This is a genomic window from Aureibaculum algae, assembly GCF_006065315.1.
Classification (GTDB): domain Bacteria; phylum Bacteroidota; class Bacteroidia; order Flavobacteriales; family Flavobacteriaceae; genus Aureibaculum; species Aureibaculum algae.
The window spans coordinates 1443766-1462556 of sequence record NZ_CP040749.1 but is presented as its reverse complement, the minus strand read 5'-3'; the positions used below and the strand labels follow the sequence as shown (position 1 = coordinate 1462556).

The window sequence follows — 18791 nt, the reverse complement described above, 5'->3', positions numbered from 1 at the left end:
AATTCGTTCCTTAAAACATAGAACAATCCTTACTTCCACTGCCAACTTCAATTGATAGTTTAGAAACAAAACGTTTACAAAATGAACAAAATAATTACTATTATTTGTCTTTCACTACTACTAACATCCTGTAATAAAGGGACTACCACACAACAAGAAGTTAAACCAACATCTCCTAGTAAAAAAACCATAATGGCTGTTTTTGCTCATTCAGATGATGAAAGCACAATCTCACCCATCCTCTCAAAATATGCTAAAGAAGGAGTAAATATTTATTTAGTATTAGCAACTGACGGGTCTAATGGAGTATCTCCCCATGCTAACATCCCTGCCGGAGATTCACTTGCTAAGGTACGTGCTCAAGAAGCATTATGTACAACAAAAACCTTAGGTATAAACCCACCCATTTTATTGAATTATACGGATGGTGAATTAGCTAAAATGGAAAATCTTTTTTCTCTTGATGATAAAATTGATAATCTTTTTACAAAATACAAACCTGATGTTGTTATGAGTTTCGGCCCTGGTGGTTATTATGGTCACCCTGATCATCGTATTGTCAGTAATATTGTCACTGAAGTTTTTCAAAAAAATAAAACAAAGTCATTGAAACAGCTTCTTTATGTTGGTGTTTTAAAAGAGGACTTAGAGGCAGCTCCAAAAATAAAAACGAATATGGCAAGTTGGTTTAAAGAAAGTCTAAAAACAACGGATAAGAAATTCTTAACGTATAGAATACCCTATTCAGAAGATGATTACAACGTAGGAAGAGAAGCCTTAGGTTGTTGTAAATCACAATACACTACGGAAGTTATGGATGAATTGTTTACATTAATAGGCCAAAAAGAACGCATACTTTATTTCCGGCCATGGAATGGTTCAGAAAATATAAGGCATGATGTTTTTGAGTACTAAATAAAACTTAGAGAAAGCCTATACCTATGTCTATACCTATGTCTATAGAAGAAATTCGATCACTATTTCCAATTACAGAAAAAGCCGTTTATCTAAACAGTGCTTCACAAGCACCTTTAAATACGTTGGTATATGACAGACTTCAAAAGCATTTAAAAACAGAATTAAATCCTGTTGGTAAAAAAGCCTTTGACCGCAATAACATACGTGGTTTACTCGCAAAACTATTAGGGGGTGCTCCAGAAGAATATGCATTAGTAACAAGCACGGGGGTTGGTTTAGGGATTGTAGCTCAAGGTGTCGATTTAAAAAAAGGTGACAATATTGTTATCCCAGAATATGAACATTGGAATAATAATTATCCATGGTTACAACTAAAAGAAAAAGGAGTTGAAATTAGATTTGCAAAAATAAATAAAGATCTTAGTATTGACCCTGCATCCATAGAAAAATGGGTAGATACTAATACCCGAATTGTGGCCATTGCAGCGGTTCGTTTTAACAGCGGTTTTAGACCCGACCTCGCTGCAATTGGTAAGATTGCTCACATGAATGGTGCTCTATTTGTTGTGGATGCAGCACAAGCAGCGGGAATGACCCCTATCGATGTAGAAAAATATCAAATTGATGTAATGGCAGGTTGCGGTTTTAAATGGCTATTGGGTATGCACGGAACAGGTTTCTTATATGTTAGTAAACGTGTTCTAAATAAAATTACCCCAGTTTTACCAGGAATGTATGCCGCTGATAAAAGTGATGATAACCTTACATATCATGAGGATTCTAGAAAATTTGAGACTGGTACTATTGCATATTCACTCTTTGATGCTTGGTCTGATGGACTTCATTTATTACTTCATATTGGAATTGATACTATTTATGAGAAAGCCTTAGAGCATACAGACCTTCTTATTAAAGGACTCCGTGAAAAAGGATTTAAAATTGTGACACCCACAAAAAAACGAAATGAAAGAACCGCTATAGTTCATTTTAATACGGGTTCTTTAGAAACTACTAAAATACTATTTGAAAAACTCAAAAAAGAAAATGTTCTAGTAACTTTACAGGCTAATAATATAAGAGTAAGTCCAAACTTTTTTAATACACATACTGAAATTAGAAAATTTTTAAGTTTAGTCTCAAATTAATTTTTCTAAACCAAACAACTTAAAACAAAATACACTCATGCTAATAAAATCTACAAAAACACTTTTGGTCATTTTAATATTACTTACTTCTTGTAAAAAAAATAATTCAAATGAGCATATTGATGAATTTAATAGTGATAGTAATATTTACAATAGCAAAGAAATTGGATGGACTATAACCATACCGAATGATTGGAAAGTGACTACAAAAAAACAAAGTAATAAAGACACAAATAAGGGTAAAGAGATTATCGAAAATCAAATAGGTAGTGAAATCAATATTTCTGGTCTTAAAAATTTAATCGGTTTTCAAAAAAACGCGTTTAATCGATTTCAATCTACTTCACAGCCTTTTGAAATTGAATATCCCGGAGAATGGCAAGAGAATAATGTACTCTTAAAAAAACTAATGTACAATACATTTACTGAGCAAGAAATGAAAATTGATACTTCAGCAACAACGGTAGTTAAAATTGACGGACTAGATTTTCAGACGTATGAATTTACTATTTATGCTCCTGATGGTAAAGAAATTATCAAACAGCAATTATATAACCGATTAATTAATGGGTTTGACTTTGCCGTAAACATAAATTATAATAACGAAGCTGATAAAAAAGAAATGGTTGATGCTTGGGTCAATTCAAAATTTAAAAAATAATGTTAAAATCCCTACTTCAAAGGCTATTTTCAACAACTAGAAAACCGAATAGAATTCCGAAGTCTTGTAACATGATTGCTGACACTTATGAATATAAACTAGAAAAAGGTCAAGTGGAATCTTTCTTTGCACCAGAATTAGAGAATCAAAAAGATTTAGTGTTAACTAATTGGAATATTAAACTCGGAGATGTTGTTAAGCCAGGAGATATTATATGTAATCTTTCTAATAACATGATCGTTATGGAGTTTGAAAGTGTTTTCACTGGAAAAATAATTTCAATATGTCCTTTAAACACAAAACTAACCAAAGGAACTGAACTATTTAAAGTAGAGGGTATAAACCAACTATGGCCAAAATAGTGGTTAATGTATTTAATACTTCCCTCCTATTATTTGATTTTTAGCGACTAAAAGCTTCCGAATGACTTTGGCAATGCTGAAAACTGAACATTTACAACCATTCAAAGAATGTTAAATGCTCGTGTTTTAGGTTTTTATTTAAAACAGATATGAATTCATATCTAAAAGGTATAAACTATTTAAGTAGAAAAAGTGCACAAATCACAGTAATTAATCAAAGAAGTGAGATATTTACAAATTTCAAATTATATTTTACTTATATTTTAACATCAACAATACAGTAATTACATGTCGTCTAAAAAACCCAACCCTATAAAATCTAGTTTACATCCTCGAAACAAAAACCGAGAACGTTATGATTTAAATGCATTGGTGGAGTCAAATCCTGAATTGGCAACGCATGTAAAACCAAATAAATATGGCGACGATTCTGTTGATTTTTCAAATCCAGAAGCTGTAAAAATCTTAAACAAAGGATTGTTACATCATTATTACGGAATTAAAAATTGGAATTTTCCAGATGAAAATTTATGCCCGCCCATTCCTGGAAGAGCAGATTATATACACCATATGGCTGATTTGTTGCGTGAACATAATTTTGGAAAAATTCCAACAGTAAACAAAATCACCTGTTTAGATGTTGGTGTAGGTGCCAGTTGTATTTACCCTATATTAGGAGTGACGGAATACGGTTGGAATTTTATTGGGTCTGATATTAATCCCAAATCCATAGAATCTTCAAAACACATTGTTGAATCTAACCCATCTCTAAAAGATAAAGTTACTTTTAGGTTGCAAGAAAATACTAAAGATATTTTTTACGGAATTCTTACCCGAGAAGATAAGGTTGACATCACCGTTTGTAATCCTCCATTTCATGCAACTATTGAAGATGCTCAAAGAGGTACAAAACGAAAGGTTCAAAATTTATCTGGTAAAAAAGTAAAAACACCAGAACTCAATTTTGCTGGAATTTATAATGAGTTGGTTTGTGACGGTGGCGAATCAAAATTTATCACAAATATGGTGCGTGAAAGTCAAAAATTTTCTAAAAACTGCTATTGGTTTTCAACCTTAGTATCTAAACAATCTAATCTCAATGGAATTTACAAAACATTAGATAGATACGAGGCTGTAGACGTTAAAACGATCGCCATGGGCACAGGCAACAAATCGAGTCGCATTGTAGCTTGGACCTTCCTTTCCAAATTAGAACAAAAAGAATGGAAATTGACCAGATGGGCAGATAAAAAACCTTCTAAAAAGTAATTTAAAAATATACTACTGCGATTAAAATCAAAATGAAAAAGCCCTTAAAAGTTTTAGCCGTTGTCCTTGCCGCATACCTTACATACAGCTACATAGGTCCTGTTAGACATTTTGTTGATAGTGTCTCTCTATTCGGTTTGTATGGAGATTACAACTATTTATCAGATCATAATGTCGCATCAGAAAACTATCAAATAAACAAAATTATTGATGGTAATTTAGATGCCCCCATTTCCTACAACACCGCTACCAAAGAATATATTATTTCTATTTACGATTCAGATTACGACAGAAATAATGCGGGTTGGAAAACCTATTGGAAAACTAATAAAAATGGAGAAATAATAGACAGTCTGAATTTTAGAGATTATATAAATAAATTAGGTTATTATTTTGAGGAAGACTACTATACAGATTGGATTTATTCTGGTAATAAGTCAAAACAAGCATATCATCAAATTATAAATTATGATAGTATTCACTCCAGCATTTTTAATGAATATATAGTGAAGGCTGATATTATTGCCTATGGAAATGATTATGATGCTGATAAAACTAATTGTTATGTAAAAATTAATGAGGATTGGACCGTTTTCAAGTCTGCAAAAGGTTTTGATGATTTTTATATGAATCCGTTTAAATTTTATAAACACAAAGAAAAAAGTTTAGATTCGTTGATTGTCTTAGAAAACAAAATTGCTCCATGGCAAAAATGGAAAAATGAAGAAGAACCTATACATTTAGAAAAATTTGTAGGCACATCAAGAGAATATGGCTCTTTTTATGACATTAATAATACAAGTAGATCTGGATGGAATGGTATAGGCTATTTTAGACTTCGTCATTTCGATGAAAATTTAAATTTCAAAGCCTATACATTTAAAACAGGTGCTTTCGGCTCTTACTACCCTGATATCGAATTGTTTTATCCCAAAAAGGAATTTAAAAATTCAAATAAAATTGCTTTTATTAAATTAAGTGGTAATGGCAGATCGAAAAGAGAATATAAAGAAAATGGCATTTATATTATTAAGAACAAAGAGTAATCCTTTTAGAATAGTTACCAACCATACGTTCCCTAAATCATATATAGGTTTTACACACTGCATTTGACCTTTTGCTAATTAGTAGTTTTTTGAAATAGTGATTTCATATAGTTTTATTTAAAATTTCAACTATGAGAAACCTCTGTATTATAATAACATTTATCTTTATTGTGGGCTGCACCCATTCTCAAAACAGGACCAAAAACACATTGCAATTTGCAGATACAGTACGCGTTCTTAACGATCTTGTAAAAATAACAAATACACAAAAACCAAGAAACTATAAAAATATAATAACGCTAGATAGTGTTGCTGATTATATAAAATCTGAACTCATTAAAATTTGCGACACTACTGCTTTTCAAAATTATAAAGTTGAAAATAAAACCTATAAAAATGTAATAGGTTCTATAGGTACAGAAAACAAAGAACGCATTATAATTGGTGCTCATTACGATGTGTATGGTAATCATACTGGAGCAGATGACAATGCCAGTGGCGTTGCGGGTATTTTAGAATTGGCGAGATTATTATCAAAAGAAAAATTAAACTACAGAATCGATTTTGTAGCCTATACTTTAGAAGAGCCTCCTTTTTTTAGAACGGAACAAATGGGCAGTGCAATTCATGCCAATTATCTTTATAAAAATAAAATTTCAGTTAAGGGAATGATTTGCCTAGAAATGATAGGTTATTACAATAGCAAACCCAACTCACAAGAATATCCTATCCCTGGCATGAGTTTAATATATGGTAACAAAGCCGATTATATAACCGTTGTTCAACATAAAAACAGTGGTGAATTTAGCGATGAATTCAATCAATTATTTAAATCAAAAAAAATAATTAAAACAGAATCATTAAAAGGAAACTCCATGTTGCCTGGTGTTGATTTTTCAGATCACCTGAACTATTGGAATCTAAACTATGATGCCGTAATGATTACAAATACTGCATTTTACCGAAACAAAAATTATCATAAGAAAGGAGACATATTATCAACCTTAAATCTTCATAAAATGTCATTGGTAATTGAACAACTCTTCCTAACAATAAAAACACTAAAATAAATCAATTATTACGATTGATATTATCGGTGTAAATAATAATTATTAACCAATAATTTAAACACAATCGCCATGAAAAGGCAATAAAATTAACTTTTGCGAATCTTTTTGAGCTAAAAATTAATCAAATGATTCATATGTAGCCTAATTAAGCATAAGAATATATCATTAATCACATATAAAATGAGCCATTTTTTGTGAAAAATATAATAATTACCTTTCATTACAGTTCTGAATAAAAGAAATATAACAAAAATCAAATGTTTCTTTTAGAACTACATCTAAAGTAGTATTTTTGTAACTACGTTTGTAACTATTACTTTAAAACAACATGAAGGAAATAACTAAAGAGACCTACATCAATTGGTACAAAGACATGCTTTTTTGGCGAAAGTTTGAAGATAAATTAGCAGCTGTTTATATTCAGCAAAAAGTTCGAGGTTTTTTACACCTCTATAATGGTCAAGAAGCTGTATTGGCAGGTGCCTTACACGCTATGGACTTAACAAAAGATAAGATGATTACTGCTTACCGTAATCACGTACAACCAATCGGAATGGGTGTAGATCCTAGAAGAGTTATGGCTGAGCTATATGGTAAAGAAACTGGAACTTCTCATGGTATGGGTGGTTCTATGCATATTTTCTCTAAAGAACATCGTTTTTATGGAGGTCACGGTATCGTTGGTGGTCAAATTCCATTAGGTGCAGGTATTGCTTTTGGTGATAAGTACAAAGGAAATGATGCTGTTACATTGACTTGTTTTGGTGATGGTGCTGCAAGACAAGGTTCTTTACATGAAACCTTTAACATGGCCATGTTATGGAAGCTTCCTGTAGTTTTTGTAGTAGAGAATAACGGTTATGCCATGGGTACATCCGTAAAACGTACTGCAAATCATGAAGATATTTGGAAGTTAGGCTTAGGATATGATATGCCAAGCAAACCAGTTGATGGGATGAATCCTGTTAAAGTTGCTGAAGCTATGTATGAAGCTATTGAACATGCTAGAAAAGATGGACCTTACTTCTTGGAAGTTAAAACATATAGATATAGAGGACATTCTATGAGTGATGCTCAACATTATAGAACGAAAGATGAAGTGGCAGAGTATAAAAAAATAGATCCTATTACTCAAGTTTTAGATGTAATAAAAAAGGAAAAATATGCTACTGATGATGAAATTAAAGCATGGGACAAAGCAGTAAAAGATAAAGTAGCAGAATGTGAAAAATTTGCTGAAGAATCTCCATATCCAGACAAACAAGCATTGTATGATATGGTTTACGAACAAGAAGATTACCCTTTTGTAAAACACAAATTATAGTATACAAAAGATAAGCAAATAATAGATTACTAGATAAAAGTTTTAAAATAAAATTTATGGCAACAATAATTAATATGCCCCGTTTGAGCGACACTATGGAAGAAGGTGTTGTTGCTAAATGGTTAAAAAAAGTAGGTGATAAGGTCGAAGAAGGAGATATACTAGCTGAAATAGAAACTGATAAAGCTACGATGGAGTTCGAATCTTTCAATGAAGGGACTTTATTATATATTGGAATCCAAGAAGGAGAAACTTCTAAGGTAGATACTTTATTAGCGATTATTGGTGAAGAAGGAGAAGATATTTCTGACTTACTTAAAGGTGCATCTGAAGATCAAAAAGAAGATCAAAAAGAAGCTGCTGTAACAGAAAAATCAGAAGTTAAAGAAGAAGCGAAAGCTAGTTCAAATACTGCAATACCTGATGGTGCAGAAATTATTACCATGCCTCGCTTAAGTGATACAATGACTGAAGGTACTGTTGCATCTTGGCTTAAGAAAGTTGGTGATACAGTTAAAGAAGGTGATATTTTAGCAGAAATTGAAACAGATAAAGCCACTATGGAATTTGAATGTTTCTATGAAGGAACATTACTTTATATAGGTGTAAATGAAGGAGAAACTGCTCTTGTTGATAGCGTTTTGGCTGTTGTTGGTAATGCAGGTACTGATGTAACTGAATTGGTAGAAGCTATTAAAGCCGGTGCTTTTTCAAAATCAGAAGCTAAAGAAGAAGCAAAACCAGCTCCTAAAAAAGAAGAAGTAAAAGCTGCTCCGCCACAAGCTCAAAAAACAGTAAGTGCACCTGCTCCAGAAGCAAATGTAACCACTTCTGCTTCTGGGGGACGTATATTCGCTTCACCATTGGCTAAAAAAATAGCACAAGAAAAAGGAATTAATCTTGCACAAGTAAAAGGTTCTGGTACTGGTGGACGTATCATCAGAAGTGATGTTGAAAACTTTACCCCTAGTCAAGCAGGTTCATCTGCAATGCCATTTGTGGCAAGCGGTGAAGAAAGTTTTGATGAAATACCGAACTCGCAAATGCGTAAAGTAATTGCTCGTAGATTAGGTGAATCTAAATTTACGGCACCACATTACTATTTGAATGTAGAATTCAATATGGATAATGCGATTGTATTTAGACAACAATTCAATTCTGTACCTGACACCAAAATATCTTATAACGACATGGTAGTTAAAGCAGTAGCTTTAGCTCTAAAACAACATCCACAAGTAAATTCTCAGTGGTTTGACGATAGAATGCGTATAAATCATCATGTACATATTGGTGTAGCCGTTGCGGTTGAAGATGGTTTATTAGTACCTGTTTTAAAATTTGCCGATGAACAAAGCTTACAACAAATTGGATCAAAAGTAAAAGAATACGCTGGTAAAGCAAGAAATAAAAAGTTAACTCCTCAAGAAATGGAAGGCAGTACTTTTACTATTTCTAATTTAGGAATGTTCGGTATAACAGACTTTACTTCAATTATAAACCAGCCTAATTCAGCTATTTTATCTGTAGGTGCAATTGTTCAAAAACCAATTGTAAAAGAAGGTCAAATCGTTGTAGGTAATACTATGAAATTAACCTTAGCATGTGACCACAGAACGGTTGATGGTGCTACTGGTGCTCAATTTTTATTGACTTTAAAAGGGTTTATTGAAAATCCAGTTACAATGTTGGTATAATAAAACCAGAATATAACTTAAATAAAAAGAGCCTGAAATTTAAATTTCAGGCTCTTTTCTCTTTGTAATATTTCTTTTCCAATTAATTTACTCTATTTTTTTCTTCTTCAGCACCTCTCGCTCTTTCACGGGCAGATTTCAACTTTTTATTCCCAAAACTTCTTGAATAGGTAAGTACAAAAGTACGACTCATAAAATCTAAACTACTTTTCGTTTTTAAGTTCTGTTCAGGAATAGCATTAACTACATCCCATTGAATTGAATCCATTAAATCATTAATTTTAAATCCGAGGGTACCCCATTTATCACCAAACTTCTTTTGAATTCCAATATTAATTCCATAAATACTTTTTAATGTTGATGTCCCTATCCAACTATTAAAACTGGGACTAATATAATTTACACTAATTTCTGAAGTGAGATTTTTTGCCATAGTAAATGACTGTGTGCTATTGATATCAATTGTATTTTTCTCAAAATGAGACAAAGAACCTTCAACCGTATTTGACATATTGGTATTTGAAAATATGATATTATTTTGCATCTTCCACCAATGGGTAAGGGTTATAGGAAGTCCTAATGTTAATGAAAATATTTTTGTATTATCTAAGTTTGTTGCAGCAAAAACCAATCGCTCATTCTTTTCATCGAAAGAGGATTGAAATTTAGAAATGCTTCCCTCTTCCACTGAATATTGTGCTGAAATAAATATTGATCGATAGTTCAAATCGAATTTAACGGCATTAGAAATAGCCGGTTGAATAGCCGGATTACCTGAAAAAAAAGTCCCGAGATCAAAGAAAATCACAAATGGAGCCATGTCATTAAAAGTGGGTCGTGTTATACGTTTCGCATAGGATAAGTTAAAATTTAAAGAATCATTAAATTTATAAGAAACAAAAGCCGTTGGAAAAAAATTACCAAATTTTCGATCAACTACTTTTCCTTTTTTGTCTGAATTCAATTCTGAATCGGTATACTCATAACGCATACCCAATTTCATATTTATGTTATCATTAATAGCATAATCAACACTGCTATAAGCTGCTAATATTTGTTCATTTAAATCACTTATGTTTGTTAACTCATTGTCTTCAATAAAATCTTGTCCTGAAAAGGTACCGACAACCACGTCATTATCAAAATTACTAAATGCTGTTTTTAACCCCACATCTAACTTAATTTTACTATTTATCTGATTGCTATAATCAGCTTTACCTACGGCAATTTTAATAGGATTTGTTTTATCACTTTTTGTAATTTCTTCCCTTAAAAAATCATTGTTACTATCAAAAAAGCTATTGGTATAATCTGTCGGATTTTCGATATGATATTTTAAATAATCTAAATCAACACTGATATATCCATCTTTCTTAAAAGTATGTTTGAGATTTATATTTGCCCCCATGTGCTTTTGCTGATTTCTTTCCGAATTTAACAGCTCAACAAAAGAATTAGGATTACCATTTATGGTCTCCATGCTTTTATTTACAGCGTCCATAGTCCATTTATTATCATTTGCTGAAAGAAGTAGTCCGATAATCGTTTTTTCAGACAGCTGATAATCTAAACCAAACCTGACATTATGATTACGCTGAATGGGATCTCTATTCGAATTTGTCTCTACCAATACGGAAGCGTCATCTTTATTGATGAACCTCCTTTCAAATTCGAATAATTGTCCTTGGCTGTCTCGTAAATAAGAATAGTTACCAAAAAAATTGATTCTTTTTTTTCTATAATTAAAACTAATATTATCAGTTGTTATAGTTCCATTACCTACTCCAAACGACAATGCATAAGAACCATTTAGACCTACGTCTGTTTGTGCTTTTAAAACAATATTTATAAATCCGGCATTCCCCTCACTATTAAAATTGGCTGGTGGCGTAGTAATCAATTCAATAGTTTCTATATTATCAGAACTCATTCCTTGTAGCATTTGAACAATACTTGTCGCAGGCATATAACTTTCTTTACCATTTATTAATACAACAACACCACTTTTACCTACTAAGGATATGACATTGTTCTGCCTATCAATAACAACACCTGGAGAACGCTCAAGAACCTCTAAAACCGATGAACCTGAAGCAATAATACTGCTGGCTACATGAATAACCATTCTATCAATTTTTTGCTCGTACAGCTGCTTTTTTACTGTTACTTCTACCTCATCCAGTGCCTCTCCTTCTATTAAGACAAGAGGTTCCACTTTATAAGTAGTGTTTAGATTAAAAGCTTTTGAATACACTGACTGAAATCCAACCATACTAGCCATGATTAGGTATTCACCTTGATTGACATTGTCCAAAGTATAACTTCCATTATTTAAAGAAACAATCCCTTTCACCAAAGTAGAATCTGATGAGTGTAACAATAAAACATTTGAAAAAGGTAATCCGTTACCATTGGCATCAGAAACTAAACCCGAAATTGTATGTGTCGTTTGAGAAAAACAACATATAGAAAATGAAAATAAAACTAAAATTAACTTTTTCATAATTCAAATATTTCCTTATAGTGTATTATATATACACCTATAATACCGAGCCTTCTATTTCAATATCGGCATATTCCCAGGCAACTTCAAATTCCTCTTTTATGCTTTGAGCCTCCTTCATTTTCCCTTGAGCTTTTAGGCAATGGTAGAGTCCTGTTAAAGACCATCCATTTTGTCTTAAAATATGTAAATCTTCCTTGTAAACTTTTTCTGCTTCCTTATATTTTTTAGCTTTTATCAATACCGCTCCTAAATTTTGACGTGTAGGTATATGCCAAGCAGCGGGCTCAGTGTAGGTTAACCCATCTTCAAATTTTACAGCATTTTTAAGATGAATTATGGCTTTTGAAAAATCTCCTTTTAATGCTAATAGTTCCCCTGCCACAACTTCATAAGCAATATTGGCTACATGTATAGATTCATTATTTGCCGTTGCTATCAATGTTTTTAAATCAGGATCTTTTTTTAGTTCTGCAATGGCTTCCAATTCTTCTTGAGCATCCTTTATATTCCCTTTTCTTACAAAAGCAATTCCTCGTGCGTAATGTTGCATAAGACTTAAATGCTTAATGTTGGGGTTAGGAGCTGGAATGGTCAAAATCTCATTCCATTTTCCAAAACGGACATATGCTAATAATGGTGTAGCGGCAAAATCTTGTAAAAAAGTAAGTGACTCTAATTCTCCGGCAGGCACTTTTTCTGCCGTCTTTTTAGCAGCTTCAATTGCAATATCGCTAGCCCCTAACAAACTTGCCGATGACCATAAAAAATGAATATTATGAGGATAATAGCCCATAGGATATATCCCTTGAGCAAAACATTGTGAAATATAATCTTCATCGGCTAAAATAGCCGCTTGGTTTACTTTTACAGCATCTAAATACCTACCAACTCTAATATAGATATGTGAAGGCATATGTACAACATGACCAGCTCCTGGCATTAGCGAGGCCAATTTATCAGCACTAGCAACCCCCATGTCTGGATAGGGTAACTCTACCATATGAATATAGTAATGATGCCCTCCCGGATTTTCGGGTTCAAGTTCCATCGCTTTTTCAAGTGCGACCTTTGCTTCTTTAATATTTGGAGATGGTTTTCCGTCTTTATCCCAATAATTCCATGGTACTGTATTCATTACTGACGCCGCATACAAAATCTGAATGTTTGCATCTTTAGGATACTGTTGTACTACTTTCAACATCGCATGCATATAAGCCCTATTGAGTTCAGCAACATCTTTTGTTAAATCAGTACTATACCTTGCCGATAATGCTTCAATTAAAGCCCGCTCTTTAGGTGATGCTTTAGTTGACAATTGCTTGGCTTTAGCAATAGCCTCATTAATTTTCTGCTTGCGTTCTTCACTAGGTAATGGATCATTAATATTTGGCCCTAAGGCAAAAGCCTGTCCCCAGTACGCCATAGCAATATTTCCATCTAGACGTGCCACCTCTAAGAATGAACGGTGACTCTCGGCATGGTTAAAGGCATAACTTAACTTGACACCTTGATTGAAAAATGCTTGTACGCTTTCATTTTCTGTGCTTATTTTAAAATTAAGGTTCCCTAAATTATTAAAAAGTGGCGAAATTTGTTTTGTAGTATCAATGTCCGTCAGCAAATATTTTGCCGATGTACATTTAATAAAATTATAACCAGCTCTTGGAGGAGTTTCAATATTGAAAACGGCTAACATATTACTTAATAAATAAGCCATTGGCAATAGTACAATACTCAATAAGATAAGTGTCAATTTTGTTTTCATTTGAATAGATTTAGAGTTCGTTATTCTGCATTAGACTAATTATTATCAATCCCTGATATCAACTAATTTATGAGTCAGATGGTTTTGAATAGCTATACTTTACAATCACCTCAATCTCAACCTACTGCAAATACCACAAAACAAATTTTTAATTGGTTATTTATTCCATTTTAACTTTCTTCCTTCTTCAATGGCGAATGATGTTCACTTACTATTTTCCATCCTTTGTCGGTTTTAACAAACAACAAGCTAATCTGATCATTAACAACAACGAGATCCTCACCAAATTTTAATTGAAAATCTGAATGAAATGTAACGTTAGCGACATCTCCGTAAACTGCAATCTGCATGTCCTTTGCATCGAACTTTACAACTTCGGTAACACCCCCAAAAACTTCACGCTCATAAGTTTCATTTGCCTCAGCCCCATTACGTGGTTCACCATTTTTAAATTCAGTAAACTTTGGACTATAGGCATGGAAAGAAATTAATTTATCCATATCACCATCCTTTAAACTTTGTGCAATGGCTCCAAAAGTTTCCATAATTTCCTTTTTTGCTTCTGGAAACTCATCATTTACTAAATCAATTTTAATTTCTTCAACTGCTACAATTTGTTCTTGTTCTTTTGCTTTTTCTTTTTCATTACATCCTATTACTAAAATTCCGAAAATTAAGAGTAATGCAAGTGGTCGTTTTGTTTTCATTTCTTTTTATTTAATGGTTATTTATTATTAATTGTTTTTAATCTTAAAAGTTAATGAAAATAAATGCTATTTATCTCAATATCAAATCAATTAGGACGAGTATACAAGAAAATTGTCCTAAACCCCTATGTAATTTATCGGAATCAAAATCCTTTTATTAAAAACTTTCATATTTTTAATAGAGATATCAATCAATTTTTTGATGTTACAATGTTAGGTTATTCTACAAAAAATTACTTTCATTATTTTGTCAATATCTTGCACTATTTGTGAAATAAACAGTGCTATTGAATCTAATAATTGAAAAGCCTAAATAAAAATTATTTCCCTTTTAAAATTTCAATACTAATCTTTATACCTTGTATCGGATAATGCAAAATAATGGCGAATATTAGCCATAAACATAGAGTAATCATCCATGCTTCGCTCAAACCGGTAGCTCCGAGGAAACGTACTCATCGTATGCGTTTTTCCAGCAACAAATCTTACCCTCAACTTATATTTTTTCAAATTTGAAAGCCCACTAACTTTGTACTTTACCGAGTAAAATAAAAATTTTTCAATAATAGTGCAATCTTCAATATTTGCATTGTAATTTGGAAAGCATTCCGTAGCAAAAGCCTCTCCAATTACATCATAAAGTAACTTTCTATTTTTAGCAACCTTACCAGCTTGCAGGCTCGTGAACAAATCGATAAATGATGCTGCTCCATAGTTACCAACTACTTCCGCTAAATTTTTATAATCACCTGTAGTTGCATCACCATAAGCTCCCTTGGCATCATCAAAAACTTCCTTAGTTTGTTTTAAGAACTCATTTACATCTTTTGACGGCCTACCTGGCCCTGGTAGTTCTTGAAGGTGATACTTATTTTTAATGTAAGTAACGTATGGATTAACAATTTTTAAAAATATTTTATGTCCTTCATTAATATCATCGTCTAACGTTTCTTTGCTTTTAAACGCATCTATAAAATCTTTGGATTTTTCTGTTGTTCGCCTTTTAAATTCTGGAATTACATTTCTGTCGCCTGCATAATCATCATCATAATTCTCAATGTTTGGTTCTCCATGTGGTTGAATTTTAATTCTTGAAGCTTCAACACCATTATTTACTAGAAATTTTTTCACTGCATTTCCTCTTTCTTTTGATAATTTCATGTTGTATTCTTTTTTGCCCGTTGCACTACTATAACTATGTAGTATTATGACATTATCTTCATTCATAAAACTCGCATACAAATTAGTATACACTTTATCCCAAATCAATGAAACTTCAGTAGTTTTAGATCGCTCATTATATTCAAAAGGAAATCTGTCATTCGTAGAATCACTATTTTGAGCTTGTATAATAGTCATGCATAAAAAAAACATAACTCCAAAAACTGTATTCACATATGTTTTCATAATTACTTATTTTAAGTTTTTTATTAGTCTATTAATTCTTTAACATGGCCTTAATACCTATTTTGTCTTAAAATATCCACTTTAGAATCTATCCAGGCTAATCGATTTATTCTCCCACTACGACTAGTCGGAATTTTTCTATTATGAATAAGAATACGTAGAGCATTTAATCGTATTATTTGCTTGTCAACCCTACTTAATGTATCACCCTCAACTTTTAAAGCACGAGCAATATGGTTCTGCCGCCCTCTGGCAAACTGCCCCGAATTCCATGCAATGTCAGCTAATAACTCGTATAAATAATCTTGGTCACCATCAGCAATATTTAATGCTAAATCTGCAAACTCTGTTTCGGTAAGCCTATGTTCTGGAATAACATCCGCTATAGGATACCCAGTAGTACCCAGCAATCTTTTTTTAGCTCTTTCTATAAAAAAGTTATACCCAAACTCGTAAAGTTGGTTCATCTGATTTTTATTAAAAATTGGGCTATGGTTACCTTCTTTCTTTAACCAAGAACGTGCTTTCTCACCTCGGGTTGTTGGTACTCTAATTATCCAATCTCGTAAATCTTCATCTGCATTTATGGCGTCAGCAATTTTTTGTCGTTGGTGACTTTTGCTAAACCCAGCGGCTAAATCGATACCAAGTGCCAAAGTAATTCCTGAATTATCTTCTCCCTTGCGTCCTTTGGGAACCTTAGCTTTAGGGTGTACGCCCTCACGATCTTTAGTTAAATTACCCCTTTCTGGGTACTTCATATAATGTGCTTTTCTTTTTGCTATTAAAGTTGAATCATTTTCTTTTACTAAATCGGAAATCTTTTTTTTGTTACTTAATAATTGTGTTCTACTTGTACTATTTCTCGTGTCTATCAACCCAGTACTAATTATTAGAATTAGTATCATATTTATTATTAGTTTCATAATAGTCGTGTATTAATTCTTATTAAACATGCTTTCTTGTAGCGTAATATATTTATCAGTATTGGTAAAGCTATTCTCTTTTATTATTTCTCTATTTCCAAATTCATAGTATGCAGTACCCGTTACAATAATTTTATAATTATCTGAATGTTTCATAAATGGTATCTCCTTTTCTGAACCATTTACAGAGTGTGAAGAGAATCTTTCAGGACCTCGAAATACGGTCTTGTCATCAAACAAAAATTCTAAGGATACTTCTATATATTCTAAAGTGCCTTCTCCACTACCTTCTAAAACTGGTGATAGATTGCTGGTTATTATGACAGCATCAGTTACTGTCATTGTATTACTTTCAATGGTGTTAAACTCATTGAGTAAATCAGCAAAATCTATTTGTTTTAAAATGTTTTCAGGAATTGTAAGCATTATTTTTTGATTACTTTCTTTCTGTCCTTGGTATACTTTATAGTCTAAATCAAAAATATTATCGTCTTTCAGAAAAAGTTTTATGATGTCTAGACCTTCATCAGGAAGGTCAATTTCAAATCGAAGAATTTGATTACTAATAGGTATTATTTCACCGATTGTTCTACCCTTTGCTTTTAAAGGTTGTTCATTAATAGCCATTACCGTTTTAGGAGGGATATTTTCTAAAACAAATCCTTTCTCCTTTAGTGCCTTCTTAACCTCAGCAATTTTTATTGCATCATACCCTAATTTTACTTCTAGTGTTACTGACATTTTTGATTCGCCAGTAGCTTTATAATATAAATCACCCAGTTTATCTTGTACTCCAGTAGCGTGATTTTTAACTGGTAAAAGGGTGGCCGTTGATGGTACAGCATAATATTTAAATGGCACTACTGGTAAATCTTGTATGTTACCTTCTACTAGTATATCTAAGTCATTAATTGTTCTATGCGGACCAATTTTACCATTTCCGTATTTGGTATCGAATTCTTTGCATAGGTCAGTAAATAGGCTGTAATATTCACTATCATTGTTTAACTCATTGAAGTTGACCCGTCCCCTGTATGTTTGAAATTTTGCTAAAAGTCTATCCTTTGACCAGCTATCATTTGCAGGGTTTTGTAAGTTTATAGTTACTAGTTTTAAATACTCTATTAATAACCTATTAAAAAGCAATTCCTCAATATCTTTAAACGCTTCTTTGTAAAATTCAACATTACTAGGATCTACTTTCCAAACAAAGGGTGCAGTATTAAGGGCTTTATCAGTTAAGTCTTTATATGGAGATTTTAATAATATCTTGCGTGCAGAGATCACAAAATTCGTCTTTTCAGAAATCATTGTTGAAGTAACTTTTACCGGACGCTCATAGATAATACAATTCGCTATTATTTTAACATAACCTTTATTACGCCTTTGTACATTCATAAATCCCATGCTGTGAGGTGGAATTATCAGGGTGTCTGTTACAATAATATGATTAGTGTTAGCTCGATTTGTTTCTGGTAGGCCATATTTGTTATAACCTGCAAAACTCATCAATAGCAGATTAATGTTTTTATGATAATAGATATTAGTTTTGCCTGTAGCACCTTTCAATTCTATTCGACTACTTCCATCAGATTTTACTAAGCTTCCGTTTTTGGTAAGCCATTCAGGATGTTGTTCAAATCGATCAGGTTCAAATGCAATTCGCGGAACTCTAAAATCATTACTAAAATTCGTTCTATATAATGAGTCACCGCTCTTTCTTAATTCTGTAAATAATTCGTTGTCTTTGGCTTGAGCTCTTTGCCAATTACCTTTCGAAGTATTGGTAGCATAAACCCAAACTAACTTATCAGACCTATGCATTATTTTTCGTGTGGGTAAAACTATTGCCGATTTTCTACCTGCTTGATAAAACACCTTAGTGTTTTTACTTGATACTGTTTTAGTTTTTCTTACCTGTGCAAGCAAATTGACAGACATCATCAGACAAAAACCTAAGACTATATAATTAACATAATTTTTCATAGTAC

General features: G+C 32.3%; 15 protein-coding genes. 9 read left to right on the top strand and 6 right to left on the bottom strand.

Translation table 11 applies throughout. The features are described 5' to 3' along the window. The first annotated feature begins 81 nt into the window (after positions 1 to 81). The 9 genes from FF125_RS05825 to FF125_RS05785 all read left to right on the top strand — a co-directional run bounded on the left by FF125_RS05825 (position 82) and on the right by FF125_RS05785 (position 9489). Positions 82 to 915: a PIG-L family deacetylase gene (locus FF125_RS05825; protein WP_138948889.1), complete on the top strand. Its 834-nt coding sequence runs from the start codon at positions 82 to 84 to the stop codon at positions 913 to 915. A gap of 38 nt (positions 916 to 953) precedes the next feature. After that, positions 954 to 2063, top strand: coding sequence for an aminotransferase class V-fold PLP-dependent enzyme (locus tag FF125_RS05820; protein ID WP_138948888.1), 1110 nt, complete (start codon positions 954 to 956; stop codon positions 2061 to 2063). A 37-nt stretch (positions 2064 to 2100) separates the two neighbouring features. Beyond that, positions 2101 to 2724, top strand: coding sequence for a hypothetical protein (locus tag FF125_RS05815; RefSeq protein WP_138948887.1), 624 nt, complete (start codon positions 2101 to 2103; stop codon positions 2722 to 2724). After that, complete coding sequence (locus FF125_RS05810) at positions 2724 to 3086, top strand: biotin/lipoyl-containing protein (RefSeq protein WP_138948886.1); 363 nt, start codon at positions 2724 to 2726, stop codon at positions 3084 to 3086. Before FF125_RS05815 ends, FF125_RS05810 begins: the two co-directional genes overlap by 1 nt. A gap of 288 nt (positions 3087 to 3374) precedes the next feature. Further along, complete coding sequence (gene rlmF, locus FF125_RS05805) at positions 3375 to 4355, top strand: 23S rRNA (adenine(1618)-N(6))-methyltransferase RlmF (RefSeq protein ID WP_138948885.1); 981 nt, start codon at positions 3375 to 3377, stop codon at positions 4353 to 4355. A gap of 32 nt (positions 4356 to 4387) precedes the next feature. Next, complete coding sequence (locus FF125_RS05800; protein WP_138948884.1) at positions 4388 to 5401, top strand: hypothetical protein; 1014 nt, start codon at positions 4388 to 4390, stop codon at positions 5399 to 5401. Between the two features lie 131 nt (positions 5402 to 5532). Further along, positions 5533 to 6471 carry a M28 family peptidase gene (locus tag FF125_RS05795; RefSeq protein ID WP_138948883.1) on the top strand — a complete coding sequence of 313 codons (939 nt, stop codon included), beginning with the start codon at positions 5533 to 5535 and terminating at the stop codon, positions 6469 to 6471. Positions 6472 to 6799: 328 nt separating this feature from the next. Further along, complete coding sequence (gene pdhA / locus FF125_RS05790) at positions 6800 to 7795, top strand: pyruvate dehydrogenase (acetyl-transferring) E1 component subunit alpha (protein ID WP_138948882.1); 996 nt, start codon at positions 6800 to 6802, stop codon at positions 7793 to 7795. 56 nt (positions 7796 to 7851) lie between these two features. Further along, positions 7852 to 9489 carry a pyruvate dehydrogenase complex dihydrolipoamide acetyltransferase gene (locus FF125_RS05785; protein ID WP_138948881.1) on the top strand — a complete coding sequence of 546 codons (1638 nt, stop codon included), beginning with the start codon at positions 7852 to 7854 and terminating at the stop codon, positions 9487 to 9489. 82 nt (positions 9490 to 9571) lie between these two features. Here the strand turns inward: FF125_RS05785 and FF125_RS05780 are convergent, their stop codons facing one another. The 6 genes from FF125_RS05780 to FF125_RS05755 form a co-directional block, all read right to left on the bottom strand. Continuing rightward, complete coding sequence (locus FF125_RS05780) at positions 9572 to 11992, bottom strand: outer membrane beta-barrel family protein (protein WP_138948880.1); 2421 nt, start codon at positions 11990 to 11992, stop codon at positions 9572 to 9574. 37 nt (positions 11993 to 12029) lie between these two features. Further along, complete coding sequence (locus tag FF125_RS05775) at positions 12030 to 13760, bottom strand: tetratricopeptide repeat protein (protein WP_138948879.1); 1731 nt, start codon at positions 13758 to 13760, stop codon at positions 12030 to 12032. Positions 13761 to 13930: 170 nt separating this feature from the next. Continuing rightward, positions 13931 to 14467, bottom strand: a complete 537-nt coding sequence (locus FF125_RS05770; RefSeq protein WP_138948878.1) for a nuclear transport factor 2 family protein — start codon at positions 14465 to 14467, stop codon at positions 13931 to 13933. Positions 14468 to 14812: 345 nt separating this feature from the next. After that, positions 14813 to 15874, bottom strand: a complete 1062-nt coding sequence (locus FF125_RS05765) for an OmpA family protein (protein ID WP_138948877.1) — start codon at positions 15872 to 15874, stop codon at positions 14813 to 14815. Between the two features lie 50 nt (positions 15875 to 15924). After that, a complete protein-coding gene (locus FF125_RS05760; protein ID WP_138948876.1) occupies positions 15925 to 16800 on the bottom strand; it encodes a hypothetical protein in 876 nt (291 codons plus the stop codon). Between the two features lie 12 nt (positions 16801 to 16812). After that, positions 16813 to 18786: a hypothetical protein gene (locus FF125_RS05755; protein ID WP_138948875.1), complete on the bottom strand. Its 1974-nt coding sequence runs from the start codon at positions 18784 to 18786 to the stop codon at positions 16813 to 16815. Positions 18787 to 18791 lie beyond the last annotated feature (5 nt).

Excerpts from the sequence above, each read along its gene's own strand:
- FF125_RS05825 (WP_138948889.1), top strand. The coding sequence starts at position 82 with ATGAACAAAATAATTACTATTATTTGTCTTTCACTACTACTAACATCC.
- FF125_RS05820 (WP_138948888.1), top strand. The coding sequence starts at position 954 with ATGTCTATAGAAGAAATTCGATCACTATTTCCAATTACAGAAAAAGCC.
- FF125_RS05815 (WP_138948887.1), top strand. The coding sequence starts at position 2,101 with ATGCTAATAAAATCTACAAAAACACTTTTGGTCATTTTAATATTACTT.
- FF125_RS05810 (WP_138948886.1), top strand. The coding sequence starts at position 2,724 with ATGTTAAAATCCCTACTTCAAAGGCTATTTTCAACAACTAGAAAACCG.
- rlmF (WP_138948885.1), top strand. The coding sequence starts at position 3,375 with ATGTCGTCTAAAAAACCCAACCCTATAAAATCTAGTTTACATCCTCGA.
- FF125_RS05800 (WP_138948884.1), top strand. The coding sequence starts at position 4,388 with ATGAAAAAGCCCTTAAAAGTTTTAGCCGTTGTCCTTGCCGCATACCTT.
- FF125_RS05795 (WP_138948883.1), top strand. The coding sequence starts at position 5,533 with ATGAGAAACCTCTGTATTATAATAACATTTATCTTTATTGTGGGCTGC.
- pdhA (WP_138948882.1), top strand. The coding sequence starts at position 6,800 with ATGAAGGAAATAACTAAAGAGACCTACATCAATTGGTACAAAGACATG.
- FF125_RS05785 (WP_138948881.1), top strand. The coding sequence starts at position 7,852 with ATGGCAACAATAATTAATATGCCCCGTTTGAGCGACACTATGGAAGAA.
- FF125_RS05780 (WP_138948880.1), bottom strand. The coding sequence starts at position 11,992 with ATGAAAAAGTTAATTTTAGTTTTATTTTCATTTTCTATATGTTGTTTT.
- FF125_RS05775 (WP_138948879.1), bottom strand. The coding sequence starts at position 13,760 with ATGAAAACAAAATTGACACTTATCTTATTGAGTATTGTACTATTGCCA.
- FF125_RS05770 (WP_138948878.1), bottom strand. The coding sequence starts at position 14,467 with ATGAAAACAAAACGACCACTTGCATTACTCTTAATTTTCGGAATTTTA.
- FF125_RS05765 (WP_138948877.1), bottom strand. The coding sequence starts at position 15,874 with ATGAAAACATATGTGAATACAGTTTTTGGAGTTATGTTTTTTTTATGC.
- FF125_RS05760 (WP_138948876.1), bottom strand. The coding sequence starts at position 16,800 with ATGAAACTAATAATAAATATGATACTAATTCTAATAATTAGTACTGGG.
- FF125_RS05755 (WP_138948875.1), bottom strand. The coding sequence starts at position 18,786 with ATGAAAAATTATGTTAATTATATAGTCTTAGGTTTTTGTCTGATGATG.